The sequence below is a fragment of the Pseudomonas sp. Pseu.R1 genome (assembly GCF_045764065.1).
Taxonomy (GTDB): Bacteria; Pseudomonadota; Gammaproteobacteria; order Pseudomonadales; family Pseudomonadaceae; genus Aquipseudomonas.
Genome location: NZ_JBJGEE020000001.1, coordinates 1,206,312 through 1,232,061, shown reverse-complemented (window position 1 = coordinate 1,232,061; position 25,750 = coordinate 1,206,312). Strand labels below are relative to the sequence as shown.

The window sequence follows — 25,750 nt, the reverse complement described above, 5'->3', positions numbered from 1 at the left end:
CTCAAGGACCTCCAAAGCTGATCAGGCGATCGGCGGCTTGCACGGCATCGTGCAGTTGCCCCAGGCCGGACAAATCCCACGGTGGGGTGAGGTTGGCGGCTGGCCGTGAATAACGGTCGGCTTCCTCCTGATTCAACACGCCGCGCCGCAAGCCGGCCGCGATGCACACCACCCCATCCAACTGATGAATGGTGACGAACTCGCGCCACTGGGCAGGGATGTCTAGCTCGTCCTGGGGCGTCACGACGTTGGCTGACGCGCTGTGCACGCCGTCCTGATAAAAGAACAGCCGCACGATCTCATGCCCGGCGGCCAGCACGGCCTGTGCGAACAGCAACGCACGGCGCGAAGAAGGCGCGTGAGCGGGTGAATAAAGGGCGATGGCGAACTTCATGACAGGCTCGGTCAGCGGATGGCAGGAGTGAATGGAGCCAATGATAAAGAATTCAACGGGCCTACACAGTAACCAGATAGCAAAAAGCCCGCCGAAGCGGGCTTTTTGTCGGGGCGCTATAGCGATCAGTCGTCGCTGCTGCCCATGATGCCGAATATCTGCAACAGGCTGATGAACAGGTTGTAGATCGACACATACAGGCTGATGGTCGCCATGATGTAGTTGCGTTCGCCGCCGTGGATGATGGCGCTGGTCTGGAACAGGATGCACACCGACGAGAACAGGACGAAACCTGCGCTGATCGCCAGTTGCAGCCCACTGATCTGGAAGAACATGCTCGCCAGTACCGCGGCCAGCAGGACGAAGAAACCGGCGGTGATGAAACCACCGAGGAAGCTCATGTCCTTGCGGGTGATCAACACGTAGGCCGACAGGCCACCGAATACCAGCGCAGTCATGGCGAATGCCGAAGAGACGACTTCAGCACCGCCTTGCATGCCCAGGTAGCGATTGAGGATCGGACCGAGGATGAATCCCATGAAACCGGTCAGCGCGAACGCCGACACCAGACCCCACGCTGAATCGCGCAGTTTGTTGGTCAGGAAGAACAAGCCGTAGAAGCCGATCAGCACCACGAACACGTTCGGGTAGCGAACGTTCATCTGCTGTGCGACAAAAGCCATGATGCCACTGAAGGCAAGGGTGAGGGCCAGAAGGCCGTAGGTGTTGCGCAGGACGCGGCTAACCTCTAGCTGCTCGACCTGCACGCGGTTGTTGACTGCGTAATCCTGTTCGCGCATGGCGCTACTCCTGATGGTTGAAATGAGTGGTTTGAAATCTCAAGTTGCAAAGATCATAACAGAGCCTACGGGCGAGGCGAGTCGGAGAGTTTGACAGCTTGTTTCATTACGGTATTATGGCGCCCGCTACGCGATTGGAGGTGTGGCTGAGTGGGTAAAGGCAGTGATCTGGAAAGCTGCCGATTGTGACCGGTATCCGAGTTCTTATCTCAGCCTGGTTGCCCACTACACCTCTGTTATCAGCAGCATCCGGGAAATTGGCAGAGTGGTTGAATGCACCGGTCTTGAAAACCGGCGTACGTTAATAGCGTACCCAGGGTTCGAATCCCTGGTTTCCCGCCACACTCAGTAAAATCAAGGGCTCAGAGCAATCTGGGCCCTTTTTTTGTCCGAGAATCCCCTAGACGGATCGTACTCCTCACCTGTCTCCGGTCGAGCGTGCGTCTGTGTGGGCGCTGTCATCGACTTTTCTTTCACTCGCATCAGCGGCGCGGTCGAGTTTTTCGACATCCTGCTCCTTTGTACGGATGGATGACGGCGTAACGATCTCATCCACGGCACGGGTTTGTTTCTCTTCGTCCGCTATGTCTCGTTTGACAACGTCGACAGGCTTGCCCGACGCGTCCACAGCGGGAGCCTTTGGTGAGAGGTCATCAGAGGGTTTGGATTTATCGATGCTCATGTCATAACTCTCCTGGGAGTTGTAGGTAGGAGACCGGTCACCGGTGTGAGTTCACTCGATTCGTTGTCCGACTGCAGTCGGCCGCGCGGAGCGCTGGGGCGAAAGATGAAGCGGGACCGGCCATCGATCGGGAATGCGAAACAAGTTTAATTTCTCATTCCCTAACGGTTACCTGACCTGCGGATGTAAACGATGCCTGGCATGTACTGTTGGTTGAAGACGAGGAGATGCTTCGCTCATTACTTGTCGAGGTATTGACCCTAATCGAGCTGGACTCCGTTGAATGCGTCAATGCGGAGACTTTTATCGGGTAGTCATTGAGCGCCTGAAAGACTAACGGTGGGCCTATAGTGTTAGGCTATTGAGGCTTGAATTTTTAAGAGAAGGGAGTTTGGGCAGAACGCTGTCGACCGCTTTTAAAGCGATCAGGCATAACGCAATTCAGTCACATACTTGTGCAATAGCTTGCTCGCTGCGGATTTGACATTCCCAAGCGTTCGGAAGATGGAAAGCAGCCATAGACGAAATGGGAGAAGTGCCAAGCTGTTGTCGCGCTGTACCGCTGCGCATTGGTAAACGCTATCCTGAGCCGCTTCCAAGGCAAGCTCTGACGCGGTGAAGGCGTTTACGTCGGCCAGCTCCATTTCCAGCAAGAGCTTCATAGTCTCCAAAACCTCGGCAGAGTCATCCACCAGTAACACCCTTACGCCCTCCAGCATGCCTTCCGATGATTGATCGTCCTCGGAATTCGATAACAATTCGGTCGTCGTGAGCGGGAAACGGACTGTGAAAGTGCACCCCTTACCGATGCCCGCTGAATGGACGTGCACGGTCCCGCCGTGAGCCTCCACGAGCTGTTTTACCAAGAACAGCCCGATTCCCAAGCCTTACCAAAAAGGTCGAACACCTTATCCAGATGCTCTGGTGCGATACCTGCTTCACTGTCAGCGACGTCCAACACGACTTCGTCGTTTGTCTTCCGGCCTGTGATATGGATCGACCCTGATTCAGGGGTGAATTTGATGGCGTCGTTGAAAAAATCATCTCTGCGCCTTTGTTCCAGCCCGTCACGACACCCGCTTCGTCCTGGATGATGATGCGTAATCGCGCGCACTTTCCGCGACCAGGCTGACCCTGCCGTCGAAGGCTGCGTAAGGATGAAGACATGTCGGATGTGGAGGCCAACGATTCGGTGTCTCAGGAGCATCCGCCTCAGCGCTGAGGCATAACCGGATGACAGTTGGGCTGAACTTTGGCGTGCCCTCAGCTTCTCTTCTGGACTCACGCGGATAAACGTACGCCTGGCGAGGGCACTCGAATGAATAGCGTATGGCGCAGTATCCCGGTGTTTTCCGCCTGGTTGGTGTTGATCGTCGGGATCATTCTGTTCGCGGGAGGCGTGTGGCTGGTGGTCTCTGGGGGATCGCCTTATCGCCTCCTGGCAGGGGTTGCCTCGATTGTGACCGGCACAGGGCTGATCAAGGGGCGACATTGATCATTATGGGGCATGGTGTGGCAGGGTCGGGAACAGAGGCGTGGGTACGACTCATCCGTGAAGGGTAACTCCGGACTACGTCTGGAGGCGATGTCGAAGCCTTTGCCCTGTCTGGAGGAGGTGAGTGATGAGCGAGATTATCAGTGCGACGGATCTAGGCATTCAGTTGGGCAAGGATGACGAACATGCCTTGTTCAAATGGTTGATCGCAAGCTTCTTGATGGGCAAGAGAATCCGCGCACAGCTCGCCGTCGAGGCCTATAAGGTGATCGTTGAGCATCATGAGCGTGATACGCCTCGCAAGCTTGTGATGTGCACCCACTCGCAGTTGGTCAAAATGCTGGGCGAGGGCGGTTACGCGCGATATGACGAGTCCACTGCCGAGCGTCTGCTGAAGTTGAGCAAAAAGCTGATCGATGAGTATGGGGGCAAGCTCATCAACATCCGTGAAGCGAGCGAGAATCAGGCGGATTTTGAGATGCGGCTGGCAGCGTTTGAAGGCATCGGCCCGAAGACCGTTGAGATTTTCATGCGCGACGCCCGAGAAGTGCTCTTTTGAACGCCAGGCAGCTATACGTAGGATGCGCCGGCTGGACGCTTGGTCGTGAATATGGGTCAGAGTTTGAAACCGTTGGGAGCCATCTGGAACGCTACTCCAGAAGGCTCGACGCCGTCGAAATCAACAGCTCTTTCTACCGCTCCCACAGACCTGCCACCTACAAACGATGGGCGTCATCGGTGGGTTCCGATTTCAGGTTTTCGGTGAAAATGCCCAAATCGATTACTCATGAATGCCGCTTGGAAAACTGTTTTGATCTCCTCGACAGCTTTCTCTCAGAGTGCGGCGAGCTCGGAGGGCATCTTGGGTGTTTGCTGGTTCAATTGCCCCCTTCCTTGGTTTACGACACGCGCCGTACGAGCCCGTTTTTTGAAAGGCTCCGTGCAAGATTTTCTGGGCATGTCGTTATCGAGCCGCGTCACCCGACTTGGATTGAAGCCGATCGGCTATTGATCGAGCACAAGATCGCACGAGCAGCCGTCGACCCGCCCAGGATGGACGTCGACAGCTCACCGGGCGGATGGCCAGGCCTTCGCTACTGGCGGCTGCATGGCTCGCCCAAAATCTATTACAGCGACTACGCGCAAGGCTGGCTTGAAGAGAAAGCGGCGCAGATCGTGTCCAGCGCCATCGAGGGATCGCCGACCTGGTGCATTTTCGATAACACTGCCCAAGGTGCTGCATTGGGCAACGCCTTGCTCATGCAGCGACTCCTGAATCGTTGAATTTCCCGGCAGCGGTCTAGTCGTTGAGTTCGTGGCAGTCCCGACACCTCGCCCGATGAGGATTAGCCGCATAACGCCTAAAGGTCGGTGACCGAGTGTGTCTGCCATTCAACATCGGTTGCTGATTTTGTGAAAACTGCGAAAAAGGGCTGACCGGCTTTTGCCTCACCGCAAACCCGGGCAGTGCAGGGGCCGCCTACGGTTTCGCCGGTATGGGGCCGTATCAGGGTGGGCAGGCCGAGCTCCTGCGAGTGCCTTATGCAGACTTCAATTGCCTGGTGCTTCCCGAAGATGCGCTGGAGCGCGAGAACGATTACGTCTGCTGTCCGATATCTTCCCCACAGGCTGGCACGCCACCGAGCTGGCCGGGCTCTTGCCCGGGGAAAGTATCGCCATTTACGGGGCAGGCCCAGTGGGGCTCATGGCAGCCCACTCGGCGATGATCAAAGGCGCTTCTCAAGTCTTCGTGGTCGACAATCATCCTGATCGTTTGAAGCTAGCCGCGCAGTTGGGTGCGACACCGATCAATTCGCTGGAGAAGGAAGCGGTCGATCAGATCCTTAACCTGACTCACGGCAAAGGCACTGATCGGGGGGGCGAATGCGTAGGCTACCAGTGTTGCGACAAACACGGGCATGAGATTAACCACCTGACGATGAACAATCTGGTCGCCTCGACCAAACCTACCGGTGGCATCGGCGCGGTCGGGGTCTTTGTGCCGCAGGATCCCGGCGCGCAAAATGACTTGGCGAAAGAGGGCAAGATGGCCTTCGATTTTGGCGCGTTCTGGTTCAAGGGGCAGCAAGTCCGAACCGGGCAAGCCAACGTTAAAGCGTATAACCGTCGTCTGGCCGTGCCAAGCCCTCCCAGATCATCTCTCACAGTCTGAAACTGTCGGAGGGGCCAGACGCTTACAAGCACTTCGATGCCCGGGACGAAGGCTGGACGAAGGTCATTCTCAAGCCAGCAGCCTGAGGTGATCTCACCGGAAATGTTGGACGGCTTTTATGGCCGAGGTGCTTGAGTCCCGTATTCCAAGAGCTTCAGCTACGCGGCAACGCCACGTCACTTTGGCGCGCGCTGATTGCCTCCTTCAGGGTCGACAGCAGCAGCTCTTCGGAAAAGGGCTTGGACAAGCAGGCGTGGGCGCCGCATTCATAGGCTTCGGCCGTGGCTGCGTCGTTCCAGAAGGCAGACATGCAGACAATCGCAGGCCCTGCGGGTGTCGACTGCAAATGACGTTGCACGTCGATGCCTTGCATGCCGTCCATTCTTGAGTCGATCAGCACGCAATCGGGAGCATTCGCCGCCAAGGACTGGATGAATGCGTCACCCGAGGCGAAGCTGGCGGTGGTGTAGCCCACAGCGCTGAGGAGATTGACCAAGCTTTTGCGCACCCGTAAATCGTCGTCAACAATGCTGATAGACCACTCGGCGGGTGAATGGGGCAGTCCTACGTTCGATGAGCACACATTCCTGTTCCTGCGGTCAGTGACCGCCCAATGATCGATAAAACGATGCGAAGCCTCGCGGCACTCAGTTAGCTGGCAATGGGGCGGCCTTTACATCATCGCTTTCCATCGATGCTGAAATAGCAGAAACGTGCGGAAAATATTTCAAACAGACGTTAACCGTTCAGGCACAAAACCTGCTTTGGACGCATACAATGACGCCTCTCCACCGCATTTCTGAAAGGCCAGGCAGTTTATGGCGCTCGACCCTATCACCCTGTTGACCCTCTCGATCGCCCTCGCGGCCGCCGCAGCGCTGTATCTGGCGGCCGAATGGCGTCACGTCAGGGAAGCGTCACTGGTTTTCTGGAGCGCCGGTTTTGCGACGATCACCGTGGGTTCGACCCTGGCGTTGCTGCGCAGCAGCGGCGTTCTGTTGATTGGCATCTGGTTCGCCAATGGCTTGCTGGTGACGGCGCATTGGCTGTTCTTGCTGGGCGTCGCGCGCTTTACCAAAGCGAAGCTGTCCCGAGGCTGGTACCTGATTTTCGCGGTCTGGGTCGGCATGTTGCTGCTGCCGGAAGCGCCCTGGTGGTCGAAGGTGATGCTGGCGGTCAACTCGTCGCTGGTGGCGCTGCTGATGTTCAAGGCCAGCGCGCTGCTGCGGCCCCACGGCAAATCCCTGAGCGTGGGCGCCGGGCAGTTGCGTTACGTGCTGTTGGGACACGGCTTGTTTTATCTGGCCAAGGCGATTACGGCTGTGATGCCGGGGACCTTGATCGATCTGGCGGCATTTCGCGGGGAAATCATTCAGATTTCGCTGGTCGAGGGGGCCATGGCGATCATGATGATTGCGCTGTCGATGACCGGTTCCGAACGCTATCGTCGGGAAAAACGCATCGAACGGCTGGCCGCCCGAGATCCGCTCACGGCGTTGTACAACCGCCGAGCGCTGGAAGTGCGCGCCCCACGTTTGCTTGAGGATGTCTCGGCTTCGCGCCCTGGGGCGTTGCTGCTGATCGACATCGACAACTTCAAGTCGGTCAACGACCTGCACGGGCACATTGCCGGTGATCAATTGCTGATTACCCTCGGCGAGATGATTCGTTCGCTCCTGCCCAACGGCTCGCTGGCCGCGCGGCTTGGGGGCGACGAGTTCGTGATTCTGCTGAACGATGCTTCTCGCGAGCAGGTTGTCGAGTTGGGTGAGCGGTTGCGCCAGCGTTTTCATGACGCCGCATCGCAAGCCTTCGCAACCCCCGAGGCCGTAACCCTGAGCATCGGCGCCAACCTGTTCGATCAGGCGCCAGCCAGCCTGGGGGCGCTGATCGAGCAAGGCGATGCCGCGCTGTATGACTCCAAGCGGGGCGGGCGCGACAGTATTCGTCTGGTGGACCGCACCCACGCTGTTGGAGCCACTTCGCGGGTGTCCTGACGTCACGGGCGTGCAGTTGGTCTGAATGGTTTCACGTCGGCTTGGCACTGGTCTGAACATTGCTATGACCTTGAGGCAGGGCGCCGCAATCACCGGTTTTTGACGTTGACGCCGCCTTGCGACTTCCCCGCAGCCATGTATCGGCGCGCCACCGATCCGCGCGCCCTGGAGCCCGTTGTGAGCACCCTCTCGGAAATTGCAGCAAACCTGTTGAAGCGTGAACGTATGGCAGAAGCGGCCAATGAAAGCAGCGCCGCACCGCAGGGGATGGGCTGGCAGGAACTGTTGGCGTTGTCGCAGGAAAAGGACATTCACAAATGGCAGGCCGCGCTGAATGAACTGATCGCCGATAATCCGGGAAAGCGCCGTGTGACCGTGTTGCGGGTGATTGAGGGCGGACTGGCCTGAGCAGGCTGTCCTTTACGCGCTATTAATGGACTCATTGGCGTTAGTCGGCACTTGTCTTGAGGCGTACAGTCGCAACACTGTCCATGCCTTGACCGGATAACGTCCATGAGTCGTCCTCGCTTTCTCCCTGATAACTTCACCCTGACGCTGGTCGCCGTGGTGATCATTGCCAGCTTCCTTCCCGCCAGCGGCCAGGTCGCGGTCGGCTTCAGTTGGCTGACCAACATTGCCATCGCACTGCTGTTTTTCCTCCATGGCGCCAAGCTGTCCCGTGAATCGATCATCGCGGGCGCCGGCCACTGGCGCTTGCACCTGTTGGTGTTCGGCCTGACCTTCGTGATTTTTCCGTTGTTGGGCCTGGCGCTCAAGCCGGTACTGTCCCCGCTGATCGGCAAAGACCTGTACATGGGTATCCTGTACTTGTGTGCGTTACCTGCCACCGTGCAATCGGCCATCGCCTTCACGTCGCTGGCGCGTGGCAATATCCCGGCGGCGATATGCAGTGCAGCGGCTTCTAGCCTGTTCGGTATTTTCATCACGCCGCTGCTGGTGACCTTGCTGCTGAACGTGCACGGCGACGGCGGCTCGACAGTTGATGCCATCGTGAAGATCAGCATTCAATTGCTGCTGCCGTTCGTGGCCGGTCAGATCGCCCGCCGCTGGATTGGCGCGTGGGTGGGGCGTAACAAAAACTGGCTGAAATACGTCGACCAGGGGTCGATCCTGCTGGTGGTGTACGGCGCGTTCAGTGAGGCGGTGAACGAAGGCATCTGGCACAAGATTCCGCTGTGGGACCTGGCCGGTCTGGTGGTGGTGTGCGGCGTCGTATTGGCGCTGGTGCTGGCCATCTCCACTGTGCTGGGCAAGGCGTTCGGCTTCAGCCAGGAGGACCGCATCACCATTCTGTTCTGCGGTTCGAAGAAAAGCCTGGCGACCGGCGTGCCAATGGCGCAGGTGTTGTTCGCAGGCAGCACCATTGGCGTGTTGATTTTGCCGTTGATGCTGTTTCACCAGATTCAACTGATGGTCTGTGCGGTGCTGGCCCAGCGTTATGCCAAGCGGACCGAGCCGGTGCCGGAGTTGATGGCGCAGGTGGATCCGTAACGAGTGTTGACTCATTCCTGTGGCAGCGCCGAATGGTATGAGTCGAATGCAACTCCTGTGGGAGATTCTATGGTGGCTGGTCAACAGCATTCGCCAGCAAGTCGGCTCCCACAGATTTAGCGTCGAACATTAGATTTGGATTCGGCGTGATACCTGTGGGAGCCGGCTTGCTGGCGAATGCGTCAGATCAGACACTGACGCGTTGAATGACACACTGCCTTCGCCAGCAAGCCGGCTCCCACAAAAGCCACGCAGGATCCCAGAGTCTTCGTCCCACAGAGATGAGGGGTAGCTCAGTCCTCCGCCAACTGCTCTTCATACTCCTTCACATAGCGCCCCGCCAACGCCTCTTTCTGCTTGTCATCCAGCAGCTTCCCGGCCATTTGAAAGAACTTCTGCTCTTCTTCCTTCAAATGGTGATGCACTTTCTCGGACAGCTTCTTCGCCGTCGCCAGCCAGGCTGGGCTGGACATGTCGGTTTGATCGAGTTCTTCCATCATCTCGTCCATTTCATGGTGTTCCGAGATCGCATGGCGGCTGAGGTCGACGCCGTTGTCGTATTCCATCAACGGGATATAAAAGAAACGCTCTTCTGCGGTTTCGTGGGCCTGTAGCTCGGCTTTAAGCTGCTCATAGGCCTCGACCCGTTCTTTACTGTCACCGTGGGTCTTGATCAGGGCGTCAGCATAACCGCGCTGGCGATCATGGCTTTCTCTCAGGGCTTCGAAAATGTTCACGCTTACGTCCTCGGTCAGGTTCGGGTTGCTCAGTGCTAGACCGTTTCGGTCGATCAAGCGTTCCATGGCGCGGCGGGCATAAGCTTAGAGCTATACGTTTCTTTCATAATTCCTGCCTGTTTTTATAATCAAAAGGACTTTGAGAACGTGCGCTCATAGCGTTGTGTACTGAGCGCGTCCGTCCGACACCTCTGAAAACCAAGGATTGTCATGTCCCTCCGAAAACTCTTCGTGGCCGCTGCGCTGCTGTTGACCACTGTTGCGGCGCAGGCCGAGCAGGTCATCAATATTGGCTACCAGCGCTCGTCGACGCTGTGGATCCTGCTCAAGAATGATGGCCAGATCGAACAGCGACTCAAGCCGCTGGGGTTTACCGTCAACTGGCATGAATTCAGCAGCGGCCTGTTGAGTGCAATGAACGCCGGCAGCGTCGATCTGCATGCCGATGTAGCAGACGCTTTCGCGCTGTTCACCCAGGCTGCCAATACGCCGCTGACCTACTACGCCCGCGAAAATCCGTCGCCGAGCGCCCAAGCGATCATTGTGCAAGACGGCTCGCCGATTCACAGAGTGGCTGACCTCAAGGGCAAGCGCGTGGCCGTGTCCAAAGGTTCGGGCAGCAATTTCCTGTTGATTTCGGCCCTCAAGAAAGCCGGATTGACCCTGGCCGATATCACCCCGGTGTACCTCGAAGCGCCCGACGGCGTAGCGGCCTTTTCCAGCGGCAATGTCGATGCGTGGGCGATCTGGGACCCGTTCCTGGCGACGCAGCAGCGCGAGCATCACGTGCGCGTGATCGCCGATGGCAGTGAGGGTGTGGCCAATTACAACCGTTTCTACGTCGCCAATACGAGTTTCGCCAAGGCCCACCCGGAGGTGCTGCAAGTGGTGTTCGACACCCTTCACGATGCCGGGCAGTGGGTCAAAGGCCATCCCAAGGAGGCGGCAAAAAACCTCGCGCCGCTGTGGGGCAATATTCCGCCTGAAACCGTGGAACTGGCCAACAGCCGCCGCAGCTACGACATCGTGCCGGTCAAGATCGACCAGTTGGCCGAGCAACAGCGTATTGCCGACTATTACTACGACGCGAAGCTGATTCCCAAACCGCTGAAGATTTCCGACATCACCGTCTGGACGCCCAAGGCCAAATAACTCAGGAGCAGCTTCATGAGTCGTCAAATTCACCTGTCGGCGTTTCTTCTGAGCGGGCCGGTCATTCACAGTCACGCGGCATGGCGTCACCCGGAAACCGTTGGCGACTACCTCGATCCCGACTACTACGCGCGCACCGCTCGCGTGGTGGAGGAAGGGTTGTTCGATTTTCTTTTCTTCGCCGATCGCCTTGCGGTGGGCGACCAGATGGGCGGCTCTCGCGAGACCGCGCTGCGCTATGGCGCCCAGGACGCCACGCGGCTGGACCCGTTGCCGATCCTGTCGTATCTGGTCGGTCAGACGCGCAAACTGGGTCTGGGTGCCACGCGTTCGACCACCTACTACGAGCCTGCACACATCGCCCGCGAATTCGCCACCCTCGATCATCTGTCAAAGGGCCGTGCGGCGTGGAACATTGTCACCTCGATGAACGACAGCGAAGGGCGCTTGTTCGGCAAGGACAAGCACCTGGAACATGATCTGCGTTATGACCGCGCCGATGAATTCGTCGAAGTCGCGCTCAAACTGTGGAACAGCTGGGCGCCAGGAGCGTTGAAGCTGGACCGCGAAAATGGCGTGCTGGCCGATCCGTCGAAGATCACTTCCGTGCAGCACCAGGGTGAGTGGTTCAAGGTTGAGGGGCCGCTGAATATTCCGCGCACGCCTCAGGGCAGGCCAGTGTTGATTCAGGCCGGATCGTCCGGGCGCGGGCGTCGGTTCGGCGCACGCTGGGCCGAGGCGATTTTCACCATTCATCCGCATTTGAAGGCCATGCAGGCATTCCGCGAAGACGTGCGCGGGCAGGTTGTGCAGCAAGGGCGCAGTGCCGACAGTTGCAAGGTGTTGACGGCGGTGATGCCGTTCATTGGCGGCAGCGAAGCCGAGGCGAGTGCCAAGCGCGATAAGCACAATGCGTTGGCGCGGCCGGAGTTGGGGCTGGTCACATTGGCTTCGCAGTTAAATGTGGACCTGTCACCGTTCTCGCTGTCTTCGACCTTGGCCGAAGTCGCCCGCGCGCCTTCGATTCACCCGGCAGCGGCGGAAAAACTGCTGATGCAGGGACCGGACACCACACTGGAAGAGCTGGGCAGGATCTTTGCCAGCAGCGTCCGCGTGCCCCAATTGGTGGGCACCGGTGCTCAGGTGGCTGATCAACTGGCCGAGTTGTTCACTCAGGGTGGCTGCGATGGTTTTGTGATCTCGCCTGCGTATTTGCCGGGGTCGTTCAGCGAGTTCGTTGAAAGCGTGATTCCGCATTTGCAGCGCAAAGGGTTGTTCCGCACGGCGTATGAAGGCTCCACGTTGCGAGAGCATCTAGGGTTGGCGGCGTTGGATGGTTCATGATGAATGACGCCTTATTGTAGGAGTGAGCTTGCTCGCGATGGCATCCTGTCTGACAAAACATCCGTCACTGACACAACGTCATCGCGAGCAAGCTCACTCCTACAGAATGGCGCGCTTGAGGCAGGGAAATCTTCACGCTGTACAGCGATCTGACAGCATCCCCCGGTCGATTGCGGGCTGACATCCGAAACATGCTGCGTATGATGGGCCGACGTTTTTCTCAAAGGGCCTGTCCTCAATGATGAAGTTTTTTGCCGCGCTGCTCTGTGTCTTCACAGGCTTCGCCCGTGCTGAACCTGCGTTGCTCACCGACCTCGCCCTGCCTTATCTCGCGGCAGCCCCTGCCGATTCCAAAGACAAACCGCTGATCATCTTCCTGCATGGCTACGGCAGTGACGAGGGCGATTTGTTTGGCATCAAGGACGAATTGCCGAAGGACGCCACCTACCTGTCGGTGCGCGCGCCGCTGGAGGTCGATGGCGGTGGCTACAAGTGGTTCACCCAGGACACCGACCAGGCCGAATACGAAGGCGTGACCAGCGATGTCGACAAGAGCACCGACCTGCTCAGGACCTTTATCGAACAGGCCACGGAAAAGTACGCCACGCAGCCGAACAAGGTAATTCTGGTGGGCTTCAGCCAGGGCGCGATGATGAGTTATCAGATCGGTTTGCAGCACCCGGAACTGGTGCGTGGCATTGCGCCGTTGAGTGGCAAGATTCTCGCGTCGCTCAATGCGAAGCTCAAAGCGGAGGACCGACGCAAGGCCTTGAAGGTTTTCATCGGCCATGGTGAAGCAGACAACCGCGTGCCGTTTACTGGGGCGACCGAAGCGCGCACGGTGTTGGAAAATCTGCTGATCAGCCCGGAGTTTCACTCCTACGCGGGGGCGGGGCACACCATTACGTCGGATGAGGTGCGGGATTTGAAGCGGTGGGTTGAGGCGCAGTTGAAGTAACGCGTTCTCCAGCGGTATACACATACCCCCTGTGGGAGTGAGCTTGCTCACGAAGGCAGATGGCCGGGCACTGCATGTGCTGTGACTTTACTGGCCCTATCGTGAGCAAGCTCACTCCCACAGGTCAGGTGATTACTTTGAGCAATCACAACCCCTGACTCCCCCGAATCAACTCATACGCCCGCCGCGCCAGCGGGTTCACGGTGTTGGGGCGGATCCACAGGTGGTAGGTCACGTCCGGCAGCCTCGGCAGGCCATCGGCTTCCCCTAACACCCGCATGTCCGGCCCGAGCATTTCCATGCTGCGGGCCGTCACTCCCAGTCCTGCGCGGGTCGCGGCCTTGATGCCGATCAGGTTCGACGCCAGATACGCCTGCCGCCAGGCAATGTTCGCCCGCTCCAGCGCTTCGATGGCGTAGCGCCGATAGATGCTCGGCTCGTCCACCAGAATCAGCGGAATCGGCTCGTTCGGCACGTGCTGGTATTGCGCCGAGCAGATCCACCACACCGGCGACGTGCGCAGGGCGAAGCCTTCCAGGCCGGGGTCTTCGCGGGTGGAAATCACCATGTCGACCTTGCCGCGGTGCAGGTCTTCCATCAGGAACGGGCTGCGGCCCACGTCGATTTCCAGTCGCAGCTTCGGCGCGGAGCGGGCGATGTGGCTGAGAATCGGCGGCAGGATGGTGTCGGCAATGTCGTGGGGCGAGCCGATGCGCAAGACGCCGCTGAGGCTGCTTTCGCGTAATGAATTCAAGGCGTCGTCGTTCAGCGACAGCATCTGACGGGCGTGGCGCAGCAGTTGGCGACCCGGCTCGGTGAGCTGTTTCTGGCGGCCCTGTTTCTGAAACAGGCTGACGCCGATCTGTTGCTCCAGACGCTGCATGTGCTGGGTCACCGACGACTGCGTGCGCGACAACTGCGCACCGGCCCCGGCGAAGCTGTGGTGGTCGACGACGGCGACGAAGGTGCGCAGCAGTTCGAGGTCGAGGGTGGTGGACATGAATTTTCACTCATCACAGGGGCTGGAATACGGTCTTTGTGGGAGCCGGCTTGCTGGCGAAAGCGGTGTGTCATTCATCATCTCTGAGTCCGGATTGACGCCATTCGCCAGCAAGCCGCTCCCACGTAAATGTGTTTGATCAACCCAGTCTGTTACATCAGTCGAGAGGGTTAATACATTACGGATATTTATGGTTTTTAAAAGCGCTATTCAGATAAGCAGCTTTTCGGCCAATAATTACTGGCTTATTCCATTTTGTTCCACCCTTCAAAACCAGAAAGTTATAACCATATTTGATATTTGAATTTCCGTTCCCCGTATACCCTCCCTAGCATGCCGGTCATGACGAGGCGCTGAGACAAGCGCCCGGCCGATGACCATTCGAGGGGAAAGTCCATGCCATACACGCGCTCGCCAGTTACCCGTTTTCTGCCCTTGCTGATGGGCGCCGCCGTGGCCCTGGGTGCCAGTGTCGCGGCCTATGCCGATGCCACGCTGGACAAGATCGAGCAACGCCACCGCCTGGTGGTCGGCGTGTTGCTGTCGGGCGGGCCGTTCGGCTCCATCGACCCGAGCAACCAGAAACCCAAAGGCCTGAACGTCGACATGGCCGAAGACTTGGGCCGCCGGTTGGGCGCAGAAGTCGAGCTGGTGCCGGTGCTGCCCGCCAATCGCGTGCAGTTTCTGCAACAGGGCAAGGTCGATCTGCTGATTGCCAACATGGAGTGGACCCCGGAGCGCGGCCAGCAACTGGGCTTCGTGCCGACGCCGTTTTATCGCGTTGGCGGCACGGCAGTCGTGCTCAAGGACAGCAAGATCACCCGTTGGGAAGACCTCAAGGGCCAGCCGGTCTGCACCTCCCAAGGCAGCAGCTACGTCAAGCCGCTGACCGAATACGGCGCAGAACTCAAGGCGTTCAAAAGCTCCTCCGAATCCCTGCTGGCCTTGCGCGGTAACAACTGTGTCGCCGCTGTGCACGACGCCACGCTGATCAATCCACTGGTCGCCGACAGCCCTGAATGGAAGGACTACCGCGCCATTGCCCCGGAACTGAACCCGGCGCCATCCGTGATCTGGACCCGTCCCGGCGAGACCGACACCCAGGCCAAACTCGATGCCATCGTCAAAGACTGGCACCGCACTGGCTGGCTAATCGAGGGCGAGAAACGCCACCACATCACCCCGGCGTCTCCGGCGTTGGTCGAGCTGCATGACACATTTCAGGCCGCTGGCGCCTGAGCCGTTCTCTAATAATTAAGGCATTTGGTATGAGCAACGTTTCATTCGGCAAGACGCTGGCGGCTATCGGCCTTTGCATCGGTTTTGCCTTGAGCACCAGCGCGGCCCACGCCGACGCGACGCTGGACAAGATCCAACAGCGCCACAAGATCAGTATCGGCGTGATCCTCAGCGGCCCACCGTTCGGCACCATCGACCCTAAAACCGGTGAACACCTGGGTTACAACGTCGAGCTGGCCAAAGGCATTGCGCAGAAACTGGGCGTCGAGGTCGAAACGGTTTCAGTGTTGGCGCCCAACCGCGTGCAGTTTTTGCAACAGGGCAAGGTCGACATCCTGATCGCCAACATGCAGTACACCGACGAGCGCGCCGAGATTCTCGACTACGTGCCTACGCCTTATGAGGAAGTCGGCGGCGCCGCGCTGATGCACAAAGGCGCGGGCATCACGAAGTGGGAAGACCTCAAGGGCAAGCCGGTCTGCGTGTCTCAGGGCAGCAACTTCATCAAGCCGTTGCAGGAAACCTATGGCGCGCAGATCAAGGCGTTCCGCAGCCAGTCCGAATCGCTGCTGTCCTTGCGCGGCAATGGTTGCGTGGCGGCGGTGCACGTCAGCCCGACCATGCACACGCTGCTGGGTGACCCGGAATGGGCCGATTACAACATCCCGCTGGCCAGCGACCTGATCCCGTCGAAATCGGTGATCTGGGTGCGCAAGGGCGAACACGACACGCAGGCGAAACTCGACGCGATCATCCGTGACTGGCATCGCAGCGGCTGGCTGATCGAGGTGGGCGAGCGCACCGGCATGGCGCCGTCCCAGGCCCTGCGTGATCTGCACGAGCAATTCCGCAACGCCGCGCCATTGGCCTCTCAATAAGGAGTGCGGAAGATGAGCGGTGATCTGTTCAGCACGTTGCAACAGTTGCTCGGCGCCGATTACGTGGTCTCGGGCGATGAACCCAACGACCGGCTGACCGACAAACAGGGCACCTACGTCGGCAAGGTGCTGGCAGTGGTGCGCCCGGCCAATACCGAAGAAGTGGCGGCGGTGGTAAAGGCCTGCGTTGCACATCGCGCACCGGTCGTGGTGCAGGGCGGCAACACCGGGCTGATGGGCGCAGCAACGCCCGACGCGAGTGGCCGTTCAGTGCTGCTGGTGCTGGACCGTCTGAACCGTGTGCGTCAGGTCGACACCGACAACGACACCCTGACCGTCGAGGCCGGGTGCATTCTGCAAAACGTTCAGGACGCGGCCCGTGACGCCGGGCGCCTGTTCCCGCTCAGTCTGGGCGCAGAAGGCAGTTGCACGATTGGCGGCAATCTGGGCACCAATGCCGGAGGCACCGCGGTGTTGCGCTACGGCAATACCCGCGAGCTGACGCTGGGGTTGGAGGTGGTCACCGCTGAGGGCGAAATCTGGAACGGCTTGCGCGGATTGCGCAAGGACAACACCGGTTACGACCTGCGCGACCTGTACATCGGCAGTGAAGGCACGCTGGGCATCATCACCGCTGCGACGTTGAAGCTATTCCCGTTGCCCAAAGCCCAATCCACCGCGTTTCTGGCTTTCGATTCATTGGCTCAGGCGGTGAGTTTTCTGTCCCACGCCCGCGCCGGTTTTGGCGCGAGCCTGACGGCCTTCGAGCTGTTGACCGCCGATTGCCTGGCGCTGTTGCGCGAACAGTTTCCCGAAGGCCCGCAGCCGTTTGCCGACGCGTCGCAGCCTTGGTTCGCGCTGCTGGAACTCTCTGACAACCACAGCGAGGCCCATGCCCGACAGGCGTTCGAAGAGGTGCTCGGCAGTGCGTTCGAAGCCGGGCTGTTGGCCGATGCGTTGATCGCCGAAAGCCTGGCCCAGAGCGAGGCGCTGTGGCTGCTGCGCGAGAACATGAGCGAAGCGCAGAAGCGCGCCGGTCGCAACATGAAGCACGACATATCGATCCCGATCTCGCGCATCGTTGAATTCGTCGAGCACACCGACGCCTTGCTGCAACAGCGCGCTCCCGGTGTGCGCCATTTCACCTTTGGTCATCTGGGCGATGGCAACCTGCATTACAACGTCGCCCACCCGCTGAATTCCACGGTCGAAGCGCACATGGCGCGCTACGCCGAACTCAGTGAAATCGTCCACGACAGCGCCCATGCCTTCGGCGGTTCGATCAGCGCCGAGCACGGCATCGGCCAACGCAAGCGGGCGATGCTGCCGCGCTACAAGAGCCCCGTCGAGCTGGACCTGATGCGCCGCATCAAACAGGCGTTGGACCCGCTCAATCTGCTCAATCCGGGCAAGGTGCTAAACCTTGTCGACCACGGGAGTCCTTCTGCATGAGCATTCGTCTGTCCCGACGCATACAGCGCGTCAACTTGTCTGCCAACGCCGCGGCCAAATCCCGCGCCACCGAGCTGCGCGAGGCCGGTCACGACATCATCGACATGACCACCGGCGAGCCGGATTTCGACACCCCGGAGCACATCAAGCAGGCAGCCTATAAAGCCATCGATGGTGGCGCGACCAAATACACGGCCACCCCGGGCGTGAAAAAGCTGCGCGAAGCGATCCAGCGCAAACTCCAGCGCGAAAACCGTCTGGATTACGCGCTGCCGTCCATCGTGGTCGGCAATGGCGCCAAACAGATCATCTTCAACGCCTTCGCCGCGACCCTGGATGACGGCGATGAAGTATTGGTGCCGGTGCCCTACTGGCCGTCGTTTCCGGACATCGTGCGGGTCAATGGTGGCGAGCCGGTGTTCATCGAATGCGGTCTGGAGCAGGGCTGCAAACTGACGCCACGCCAGCTGGAAGTGCACATCAACGAGCGCACCCGCTGGCTGATTCTTAATGGTCCCGGCAACCCGAGCGGCGCGGTGTACAGCGAAGCAGAACTGCTGGCGCTGGCAGACGTGCTGCGTCGCCACCCGCAGGTGCTGGTGTTGCTGGACGAGTTGTACGAGCACATCCGTTTCGACGGTCAACCGGCTTTGAGCCTGCTCAACGTTGCCCCCGATCTGCAATCCCGCGCGCTGTTGGTGGGCGGGGTCTCCAAGACTTACGCCATGACCGGTTGGCGCATTGGTTTTGGCGCCGGTCCCAAGGAGCTGACCAGCGCCATGGCGGTGATGCAGTCGCAGTCGACGTCCGGCGCGTCGTCGGTGGGGCAGGCCGCTGCGCTGGCGGCATTCGAAGGCGGGTTGGGTTTTTTGCCGGAGCAGGTTCAGGCCTATCAGCAGCGTCGTGATGTGCTGGTGTCGGCCCTGAAAGACGTGGACGGTCTGGATGTGCTGACGCCGGACGGCGGTTTCTTTGTCTTCGTCCGCTGTGGCGGTTTGCTGGGGCGCGTACGTCCGGATGGCCAGCGTCTGAACCATGACGGCGACGTGGTGGATTACCTGCTGGAGCAGGGCGTCGCAGGTGTTGCGGGCAGTGCTTATGGCCTGTCGCCGTGGTTTCGTCTGTCCATCGCCACGGCCACCGACAGCGTGATCGAGGCGGGACGGCGCATTGCTCGCGCCTGTGCCGAACTGCGGGTCGAGGCGCTGGCATGAGTCATTGGTTAGACGTATTCGTACAGTGGACAGCGAAGTTCGGCTTGAACTACAGCTTTCTGCTGGACGCCTATCAGCGCGGTTCGATGGTCGAGGGTGCGATCACCACGGCGTTGCTGTGCCTGTTCACCATCGTGGGCAGCCTGTTGGCCGGGGTGGCGCTGGCGGCGATGCTGACCAGTGGCAAGCCGTACCTGGCCAAACCGGCGCGGGTTTTCATCGAAGTCACCCGCAACACGCCGACGCTGGTGCAGTTGTATTGCGCATTTCTGGTGTTGAACATGCTGTTGACCCAGGCGGTGGGCGCGGCCAACCCGCTGACGCCCTTCGCCTGGGTGGTCATCGTGATTTCGCTGCACAAGGGCGCGTTTCACGCGGAGGCCCTGCGCGCCGGAATCGAAGCAGTGCCTGCTGTCACGCTGGAGGCCGCCAGTTCGCTGGCCTTCAGCAGTCGTCAATTGCTGTGGAACGTGCAACTGCCGCTGGCGTTGCGCTTCGCCTTGCCGTCGCTGATCAACAACCTGATCGACTTGGTGAAAATGACCGCCGTGGCCTCGGCCATTGCCGTGGGCGACATCACCTATGCCTCGATCATGATCTGGACCCAGAGCGACAACGTGCTGGAATTGATGATCCTGCTGCTGACCTTCTTCGGTCTGCTCAGCTTCATCGTCAACTGTGTGGGCCGTGCCCTCGAAGCCAAATTGAGGATGCCCGGTTATGGCCATTGATTCGTCCGCGAGCTTGCCGCTGTCTTGGCCTCGTCGGCATTCGGGCAAGCTGATGGTGCTTGTCGCGCTCCTCGCTTTTGTGCTGTGGGGCGCGCCGCAAAGCCCGGTGTTCGCCGCGCTGTACGAGTGGTCCCCGGCGCTGGCCGTGGGTTTTGGCCAGAACATTCTGATCAGCCTGCTGGCGATTGCCATTGGCTCGGTGCTCGGCCTGTTGATCGGCGCGCTGGCTGTTTCGCCGTTGTGGATCACTCGCTTGCCTGCGCGAATCTGGGTGCAGGTGTTTCGCAACGCGCCGTGGTTGGTGCTGATCTACTTCACCACTTACGTGTTCCCGTTCGAGCTGCACATTGGCAAGTCGTGGATCGCCTTTCCCGACTGGGTGAAAGTGACCCTCGGCCTGGCGCTGCCCGCCAGCGCCAACGTCGCGGAAATCTTTCGTGGGGCCATCGGCTCGATCCCCAGCACCCAGTGGGAAGCCTCGCGCTCGCTGGCGTTCACCCGTGGGCAGATTTTCCGCTCGATCATCCTGCCGCAGTGCTTCAAGCGCATGTTGCCCCCGTGGATGAACCTCTACGCCGTGATCACGATGGGCACTGCACTGGCCTCGCTGGTGGGCGTGCATGACTTGATCGACACCGCGCAGATTGCCAGCAACACCGTCAACCGCACCGGCTTTACCGTGCTGATCTACTTCAGCGTGCTGGCGCTGTTCTTCGCCTATTGCTACCCGATTTCCCGATTCACTCAATTCTTGGAGCGACGTTATGCCTTCTCCTGAAACGCGCGCCGAGCAGCCCCTGATCAGCCTGCGCGACATTCACCTGTCGTTCGGCAGCAACCGCGTGCTCAAGGGCATCGACCTTGATGTGCAGCGCGGCCAGGCGGTGTCGATCATCGGCCCGTCGGGTTCGGGCAAGTCGACCATCCTGCGTTGCATCACCGGTTTGTTGCAGCCCCAGCGCGGCACGATTCGTGTCGGTGAAACCGAGGTGCACACGCTGGCCAACGAGGCCCAGCGCATCGAACTGCGCAAGCGCGTGGGGTTCGTGTTCCAGCAGTACAACCTGTTTCCGCACCTGTCGGTGCTGGAAAACCTGGTGATCGCGCCGCGCAAGGTGCTGGGGCGCAATTCGGTGGACGCCGAAAAAGACGCCCGCGCCTTGCTGGCCAAAGTGCGCATGGAACACAAGGCTGACGCCTACCCGGGGCAGTTGTCCGGTGGGCAGCAGCAACGGGTGGCGATTGCCCGCGCCTTGGCGATGCGCCCCGAGCTGATCCTGTTCGACGAAGTGACCTCGGCCCTGGACCCGGAAACCGTGGGCGAAGTGCTGACGGTGATTCGCGAGCTGACCGAGGAGGGTATGACCTGCGTGCTGGTGACCCATGAAATGCGTTTCGCCGAGGACATCAGTGACGTGGTGTATTTCACCGAAAACGGCCTGATCGTCGAGCACGGCAGCGCCGAACAGATTTTCCAGCGCCCGACGAGCGAACGGACCCAGACGTTTTTGCGCCATGCGCTGGGGGATGCCGGACGGCGGCCTGCTGCCGGTGGGGATCCGTTTCTGTTGAGCAATATCAGCCGGTATAGCTTGTCGGTTTAGCAGGCTACGCAGAACCTTTGTGGGAGCCGGTTTGCTGGTGAGCGCGTCAGAACATACACATTGATGTTGACTGACCTGACGCCTTCGCCAGCAAGCCGGCTCCCACAGGGATTACGTCGAATCCAAATCTCTTTTTCGACGCTGTAACTGTGGGAGCCGCCTTGGTGGCGAAAGCGCTCGGCAGGGCACCGTAGAATTTCCCACAGGGTGAAGCGTCGGGCGAGAAGTATCTATTCCGAGCCCCGAATATCAATAAAAGGAGCACCTGATGAGCATCGAAACCCGCAGTCCTGTGATCGAAGATTTCCTGCAGAAAATCCGCGCCATTCACCAACGCGGTGTGGACCGTGACGCGTTGAAAGAAATCGTCAGCCTGCTGGAGGGGCTGGCCGAGCGTCGCGACTTGTTCAACTTCGACACCTTCCCGTCGCCGGTTCCGGGCGAGGGTGATACCGCTTTCCGCTATCGCTTGAACGACGATGGCGAAAGCCCGACGCTGTACATGAACTCGCTGCTGCCCGGCAAAAGCACGTTGCCGCACAACCACGAAACCTGGGCGGTGATCGTTGCAGTGCAAGGTCAGGAGATCAACTACGTCTGGGCGCGAACCGACGATGGCAGCGACCCGACCTTCGCCAAACTGGAGCTGGAAAAGGAAGTGGTCGTGCAACCGGGCACTTCGATCAGCTTCCTCGGTGAAGACCTGCACGGCATCAAGGTCGATGGCGAAACCCCGACCCTGCATTTCCACCTCTATGGTCGTCCGCTGGAATCGTTGAACGGTCGTTATGGCGTCAACACCGAAGGCAAGATCCTCAATTACAACGCTTCGCAAATGGCCCCTTCGATCAAGGCCTACGCATGATCGACCTCTATTACTGGCCCACCGGCAATGGCCTGAAAGTCGGCATCCTGCTCGAAGAGCTTGAGCAGGAATACCGCGTGCTTCCAGTCAACATCCGCACGGGTGAGCAGAAGCGGGACGGCTTTCAGAAGATCAGCGCCAACGGGCGGATCCCGGCGATTGTCGATCACGCGCCGGAGGGCCTCGATGCGCCGCTGAGCCTGTTCGAATCCGGGGCTATTCTCACGTATCTGGCTGAAAAGGCCGGACGCTTTCTGCCGCCGCACAACAGCGTCGAGCGCCAACGCGTTCAGGAGTGGTTGTTCTGGCAGGTGGGGCACGTCACGCCGTACCTGAGCCAGTGGCAGGTGTTCCGAGAAAAGGCCCCTGAGCCTATTCCGTTCGCCCTTGATCTGCTGGGGGCTGAAGCGGCCCGTTTGTACGGCGTACTGGAAAAGCGTCTGGGCGAGGTGGCCTATGTGGCGGGTGAATACTCGATTGCCGACATGGCGATTTTTCCGTGGATTCAGCCGTTGCGCCAAGGCCAGGACCTGGCGGATTACCCGAACATCAGCGCCTGGCGCGAACGCATCAAGGCCCGCCCGGCGGTGCAGCGCGCGTATGAAAAGGGGCGGGAAGTGGCGGCGGGAGAGCGGTCGTTGGTGTTGCAGTAGAACCCCTAATCGCCACGCTCCTACAACGTTATGCGCAAGCCATTGAATCCTGTTACAAAACAGAATCACGAGAACCCCATGAACCAATACGTCACCCCGCAACTCCTGCAAGCCTGGCTGTTCGACGGGCAGGAAATCGCCTTGTTCGATGTGCGCGAGCACGGCCAATACGGCGAGGCCCACCTGTTTCACGGGGTGAACCTGCCCTTCAGCCGCCTTGAAATCGAGGCTCGCCGACTGGCGCCCAATCCGAACGTGCGTCTGGTGATCTACGACCAGACCGGTCACGACGTGTCGATCAAGGCCGCGCAGCGTCTCGCCGAGCTGGGCTACAACCGCGTGCACGTCCTTGAAGGTGGCGCCGATGGCTGGCAGGCGGCCGGTTTGCAACTGTTCGCCGGGGTGCATGTGCCGTCCAAGGCCTTTGGCGAGTTGGTCGAAGAAGCCAGTCACACGCCGCACATCAGCGCCACCGAGCTCGCGCAATGGCAGGCGGACGGCAAATCACTGGTGTTGCTCGACGGACGTCCCTTCGACGAATACCGCAAGATGACCATCCCTGGTTCCGTGTGCTGTCCCAACGGCGAGCTGGGTTATCGGCTGAAGGAGCTGGTGCCCGACGAGGTTACTCCCATTGTCGTCAATTGTGCCGGTCGCACCCGCAGCATCATTGGCGCGCAAACCCTGATCGACCTGGGTGTGAAAAACCCGGTCTATGCGCTGGAAAACGGCACGCAGGGTTGGTATCTGGCTGACCTGCCGCTGGAGCACGGCAGCACGCGGCGTTATCCGGAAGTTTCTCCGGGCGCATCGCTGACTCAGCAACGCGATGCGGCCCAACGGCTGGCTCAACGCGCAGGTGTGCAAACCGTCAGCGCCGAGCAGGCGCTGGCGTGGTCTCGTGACACTTCCCGCAGCCTGTTCTTGTGCGACGTGCGCACCCCGGAAGAGTTCGCCCTCGGCAGTTTGCCGGGTGCGCAACACACGCCGGGCGGGCAGTTGATTCAGTCCACCGATCTGTATGTGGGTGTGCGGGGGGCGCGCATGGTACTGCTCGACAACGATGGCGTGCGTGCGCCGATTGTGGCCGGTTGGCTGCGTCAGCTCGGGCATGAGGCCTATGTGCTGGAGGGTGGTGTGCAGAGTGGTCTGGCGTTGTCGGTCGACACCTCATCGACCGCACCTGTGTTGCCTGAAATCAGCGCCACGGCTCTTGAAGATGCGTTGCGTGACGACGCCGTTGCGCTGATCGACCTACGCGGCAGCATGGCCTTCCGCAGGGCGCACATTGCCGGTTCGCGCTGGTCGATCCGCTCGCGTCTGGCGCCTGATCTGGCCAGCGAGACGCGCCCGGTGGTGCTGGTCGCCGATCAGGCTCAGGTCGCCGCAATCGCTGCGCTGGAATTGCCCGAATCGCAACGTCAGCAAGTGCGCTGGCTGGACTTCAAACAGTGGCAGTCGGCAGGGCTTGCGCTCAGTGAAGATGCCCAAACGCCGCCGAACGAGCAGTGCATCGATTTCCTGTTCTTCACCCACGATCGCCACTCCGGCAACAAGGACGCGGCGCGCCAGTACCTGGCTTGGGAAATCGGCCTGTTGGGGCAGATGACCCAACAGGAAATCGCCAGCCTCACACCGCTGGCCTCCCAAGGCGATCAAAGCCGGGTGCGCACGCGCCTCATTCATGCGGCTCGCCGCGAGAAGGGCAGTGGTACGCGCTGGGTCAACCCGCCGGTCTCGCGCATGAGCACGGTGTTGTTCGACAGCCTTGGCGAGATGCGTGACGCCCGCAAACGTCGGGACACCGAGCGCGTGTTGAGCTACGGCGCCCGTGGTAACCCGACCGCATTTGAACTGGAAGACCTGGTGACCGAGCTGGAAGGCGGTTATCGCACCCGGCTGTTCAGCACCGGTCTGGCGGCGGTGGCGCAAACGTTCCTGGCGTACCTGCGGCCCGGCGATCATGTGCTGATCACCGACGCGGTGTATTCGCCGGTGCGACAAGTGGCCGAGGAGTTTTTGAAACCGTTCGGTATTCAGTACAGCTATTTCAATGCCGATGGCAGCGGCTTGGAACAGCAAGCGCAAGCCAACACCAAAATGGTCTACGCCGAAGTCCCGGGTTCGCTGCTGTATGAACTCGCCGATCTGCCCGCCATGGCTGCGGTGTGCAAGTCGCGGGGGATTCTGTTGGCCGTCGACAACACCTACGGCTCGGGCTATCAGTACCGACCGCTGACGCTGGGCGCGGACATCTCCATCATGGCGCTGACCAAATACCTGGCCGGCCACAGCGACGTGGTGATGGGCAGCGTCTGCACCACGCAAGCGGTGTGGCAGCCACTGGCGGTCATGACTGACACCTTTGGCAGCGTGGTCAGCCCGGACGATGCGTACCTCGTCCTGCGCGGCGCCCGCACCTTGGCCACTCGGTTGGACGTCCATCAGCGCCAGGCGTTACAGGTCGCCCATTGGTTGCAGCAACACCCGCAGGTCAAACGCGTGTTCCACCCGGCGTTGCGCGATCACCCGAACCATGCGCTGTGGAAGCGCGACTTTACCGGCAGCAACGGCCTGCTGACCTTCGAGCTGGCGGACAACGACCCCAAGCACCTGGACGCCTTCATCGACGCCCTGCATCTGTTCGGCCTTGGTGCGTCTTGGGGAGGGTTCGAAAGCCTGATCATCGTCGCCAACGTGCGGGATCGAACGAACGCCAATGACAAGACGCTGAACCCGCTGCTGCGGCTGCACATCGGGCTGGAGGATGTCAGTGCGTTGATCGAGGATCTTGAGCGAGGGTTTGCGGCGATTCGGTGAGTTGCAGATCGTGCCTGCTTCTCGGACCAGGGGGCGGTCGATAAATATGT

The 25,750-nt window shown here is 59.9% G+C and carries 26 protein-coding genes, 1 tRNA gene and 2 pseudogenes; 21 read left to right on the top strand and 8 right to left on the bottom strand.

What is annotated here, in order from left to right:
* Position 1: 1 nt before the first annotated feature.
* Together tusD and ACI5GA_RS05850 are read right to left on the bottom strand one after the other, a co-directional pair.
* Positions 2-394, bottom strand: a complete 393-nt coding sequence (gene tusD, locus ACI5GA_RS05855) for a sulfurtransferase complex subunit TusD (protein WP_404630987.1) — start codon at positions 392-394, stop codon at positions 2-4.
* A gap of 125 nt (positions 395-519) precedes the next feature.
* On the bottom strand, positions 520-1,194 hold the full coding sequence (locus tag ACI5GA_RS05850) for a Bax inhibitor-1/YccA family protein (protein WP_404630985.1): 675 nt from the start codon (positions 1,192-1,194) through the stop codon (positions 520-522).
* Positions 1,195-1,445: 251 nt separating this feature from the next.
* On the opposite strand from ACI5GA_RS05850, the gene ACI5GA_RS05845 reads away from it, so the two are divergent.
* Positions 1,446-1,536 (top strand) — tRNA-Ser (locus ACI5GA_RS05845).
* Positions 1,537-1,612: 76 nt separating this feature from the next.
* Here the strand turns inward: ACI5GA_RS05845 and ACI5GA_RS05840 are convergent.
* The 3 genes and pseudogenes from ACI5GA_RS05840 to ACI5GA_RS05830 all read right to left on the bottom strand — a co-directional run.
* A complete protein-coding gene (locus ACI5GA_RS05840; protein ID WP_421422152.1) occupies positions 1,613-1,876 on the bottom strand; it encodes a hypothetical protein in 264 nt (87 codons plus the stop codon).
* Between the two features lie 425 nt (positions 1,877-2,301).
* Positions 2,302-2,634, bottom strand: coding sequence for a hypothetical protein (locus ACI5GA_RS05835; protein WP_421425562.1), 333 nt, complete (start codon positions 2,632-2,634; stop codon positions 2,302-2,304).
* 21 nt (positions 2,635-2,655) lie between these two features.
* Positions 2,656-3,083: pseudogene (locus tag ACI5GA_RS05830) on the bottom strand (sensor histidine kinase); the annotation flags it as partial.
* Between the two features lie 111 nt (positions 3,084-3,194).
* On the opposite strand from ACI5GA_RS05830, the gene ACI5GA_RS05825 reads away from it, so the two are divergent.
* The 4 genes and pseudogenes from ACI5GA_RS05825 to ACI5GA_RS05810 all read left to right on the top strand — a co-directional run.
* Positions 3,195-3,371 carry a hypothetical protein gene (locus tag ACI5GA_RS05825; protein ID WP_404630981.1) on the top strand — a complete coding sequence of 59 codons (177 nt, stop codon included), beginning with the start codon at positions 3,195-3,197 and terminating at the stop codon, positions 3,369-3,371.
* Between the two features lie 127 nt (positions 3,372-3,498).
* Positions 3,499-3,930 carry a DNA methylase gene (locus ACI5GA_RS05820; RefSeq protein WP_421422150.1) on the top strand — a complete coding sequence of 144 codons (432 nt, stop codon included), beginning with the start codon at positions 3,499-3,501 and terminating at the stop codon, positions 3,928-3,930.
* Complete coding sequence (locus tag ACI5GA_RS05815; RefSeq protein ID WP_421422149.1) at positions 3,927-4,655, top strand: DUF72 domain-containing protein; 729 nt, start codon at positions 3,927-3,929, stop codon at positions 4,653-4,655. The genes ACI5GA_RS05820 and ACI5GA_RS05815 overlap by 4 nt, the downstream gene beginning before the upstream one ends.
* Before the next feature lie 74 nt (positions 4,656-4,729).
* Positions 4,730-5,630: pseudogene (locus tag ACI5GA_RS05810) on the top strand (glutathione-independent formaldehyde dehydrogenase); the annotation flags it as partial.
* A gap of 68 nt (positions 5,631-5,698) precedes the next feature.
* On the opposite strand, the gene ACI5GA_RS05805 reads toward ACI5GA_RS05810, so the two are convergent.
* On the bottom strand, positions 5,699-6,127 hold the full coding sequence (locus tag ACI5GA_RS05805; protein ID WP_404630975.1) for a response regulator transcription factor: 429 nt from the start codon (positions 6,125-6,127) through the stop codon (positions 5,699-5,701).
* 235 nt (positions 6,128-6,362) lie between these two features.
* Between ACI5GA_RS05805 and ACI5GA_RS05800 the strand changes: the two genes are divergently transcribed.
* The 3 genes from ACI5GA_RS05800 (at position 6,363) to ACI5GA_RS05790 (ending at position 9,053) form a co-directional block, all read left to right on the top strand.
* A complete protein-coding gene (locus ACI5GA_RS05800; RefSeq protein ID WP_404630973.1) occupies positions 6,363-7,541 on the top strand; it encodes a GGDEF domain-containing protein in 1,179 nt (392 codons plus the stop codon).
* Positions 7,542-7,646: 105 nt separating this feature from the next.
* Entirely contained in the window at positions 7,647-7,949 is a 303-nt protein-coding gene (locus tag ACI5GA_RS05795; RefSeq protein ID WP_404630971.1) for a hypothetical protein, read from the top strand.
* 105 nt (positions 7,950-8,054) lie between these two features.
* A complete protein-coding gene (locus ACI5GA_RS05790) occupies positions 8,055-9,053 on the top strand; it encodes a bile acid:sodium symporter family protein (protein ID WP_404630969.1) in 999 nt (332 codons plus the stop codon).
* Positions 9,054-9,346: 293 nt separating this feature from the next.
* Here ACI5GA_RS05790 and ACI5GA_RS05785 read toward each other — a convergent pair whose 3' ends face one another.
* Positions 9,347-9,790: a hemerythrin domain-containing protein gene (locus ACI5GA_RS05785; protein WP_404630967.1), complete on the bottom strand. Its 444-nt coding sequence runs from the start codon at positions 9,788-9,790 to the stop codon at positions 9,347-9,349.
* Between the two features lie 210 nt (positions 9,791-10,000).
* Between ACI5GA_RS05785 and ACI5GA_RS05780 the strand changes: the two genes are divergently transcribed.
* The 3 genes from ACI5GA_RS05780 (at position 10,001) to ACI5GA_RS05770 (ending at position 13,244) form a co-directional block, all read left to right on the top strand.
* The gene (locus ACI5GA_RS05780; RefSeq protein ID WP_421422146.1) at positions 10,001-10,942 is read left to right on the top strand and encodes an aliphatic sulfonate ABC transporter substrate-binding protein; all 942 of its coding nucleotides are present in this window, start codon (positions 10,001-10,003) and stop codon (positions 10,940-10,942) included.
* Between the two features lie 15 nt (positions 10,943-10,957).
* Positions 10,958-12,286, top strand: coding sequence for an LLM class flavin-dependent oxidoreductase (locus ACI5GA_RS05775; RefSeq protein ID WP_421422145.1), 1,329 nt, complete (start codon positions 10,958-10,960; stop codon positions 12,284-12,286).
* A 238-nt stretch (positions 12,287-12,524) separates the two neighbouring features.
* A complete protein-coding gene (locus ACI5GA_RS05770) occupies positions 12,525-13,244 on the top strand; it encodes an alpha/beta hydrolase (RefSeq protein WP_421422143.1) in 720 nt (239 codons plus the stop codon).
* A 145-nt stretch (positions 13,245-13,389) separates the two neighbouring features.
* Here ACI5GA_RS05770 and ACI5GA_RS05765 read toward each other — a convergent pair whose 3' ends face one another.
* Entirely contained in the window at positions 13,390-14,244 is an 855-nt protein-coding gene (locus ACI5GA_RS05765; RefSeq protein WP_404630959.1) for a LysR substrate-binding domain-containing protein, read from the bottom strand.
* 396 nt (positions 14,245-14,640) lie between these two features.
* On the opposite strand from ACI5GA_RS05765, the gene ACI5GA_RS05760 reads away from it, so the two are divergent.
* The 10 genes from ACI5GA_RS05760 to metC all read left to right on the top strand — a co-directional run bounded on the left by ACI5GA_RS05760 (position 14,641) and on the right by metC (position 25,700).
* Positions 14,641-15,483, top strand: coding sequence for a transporter substrate-binding domain-containing protein (locus ACI5GA_RS05760; protein WP_421422141.1), 843 nt, complete (start codon positions 14,641-14,643; stop codon positions 15,481-15,483).
* Between the two features lie 29 nt (positions 15,484-15,512).
* On the top strand, positions 15,513-16,361 hold the full coding sequence (locus ACI5GA_RS05755; RefSeq protein ID WP_421422139.1) for a transporter substrate-binding domain-containing protein: 849 nt from the start codon (positions 15,513-15,515) through the stop codon (positions 16,359-16,361).
* A 12-nt stretch (positions 16,362-16,373) separates the two neighbouring features.
* Positions 16,374-17,813 (top strand): FAD-binding oxidoreductase, encoded by a 1,440-nt coding sequence (locus ACI5GA_RS05750; protein WP_421422138.1) that lies wholly within the window; start codon positions 16,374-16,376, stop codon positions 17,811-17,813.
* Entirely contained in the window at positions 17,810-19,027 is a 1,218-nt protein-coding gene (locus tag ACI5GA_RS05745) for an aminotransferase class I/II-fold pyridoxal phosphate-dependent enzyme (RefSeq protein ID WP_404630951.1), read from the top strand. The genes ACI5GA_RS05750 and ACI5GA_RS05745 overlap by 4 nt, the downstream gene beginning before the upstream one ends.
* Positions 19,024-19,758 (top strand): amino acid ABC transporter permease, encoded by a 735-nt coding sequence (locus ACI5GA_RS05740; RefSeq protein ID WP_421422136.1) that lies wholly within the window; start codon positions 19,024-19,026, stop codon positions 19,756-19,758. Before ACI5GA_RS05745 ends, ACI5GA_RS05740 begins: the two co-directional genes overlap by 4 nt.
* A complete protein-coding gene (locus ACI5GA_RS05735) occupies positions 19,748-20,536 on the top strand; it encodes an amino acid ABC transporter permease (protein WP_404630947.1) in 789 nt (262 codons plus the stop codon). Before ACI5GA_RS05740 ends, ACI5GA_RS05735 begins: the two co-directional genes overlap by 11 nt.
* A complete protein-coding gene (locus ACI5GA_RS05730) occupies positions 20,523-21,362 on the top strand; it encodes an amino acid ABC transporter ATP-binding protein (protein WP_404630945.1) in 840 nt (279 codons plus the stop codon). The genes ACI5GA_RS05735 and ACI5GA_RS05730 overlap by 14 nt, the downstream gene beginning before the upstream one ends.
* 268 nt (positions 21,363-21,630) lie before the next feature.
* Entirely contained in the window at positions 21,631-22,227 is a 597-nt protein-coding gene (locus ACI5GA_RS05725; RefSeq protein WP_421422134.1) for a cysteine dioxygenase, read from the top strand.
* Positions 22,224-22,880: a glutathione S-transferase family protein gene (locus ACI5GA_RS05720; RefSeq protein ID WP_404630941.1), complete on the top strand. Its 657-nt coding sequence runs from the start codon at positions 22,224-22,226 to the stop codon at positions 22,878-22,880. Before ACI5GA_RS05725 ends, ACI5GA_RS05720 begins: the two co-directional genes overlap by 4 nt.
* 78 nt (positions 22,881-22,958) lie before the next feature.
* On the top strand, positions 22,959-25,700 hold the full coding sequence (metC, locus tag ACI5GA_RS05715; protein ID WP_421422132.1) for a cystathionine beta-lyase: 2,742 nt from the start codon (positions 22,959-22,961) through the stop codon (positions 25,698-25,700).
* The last annotated feature ends 50 nt before the right edge of the window (positions 25,701-25,750 follow it).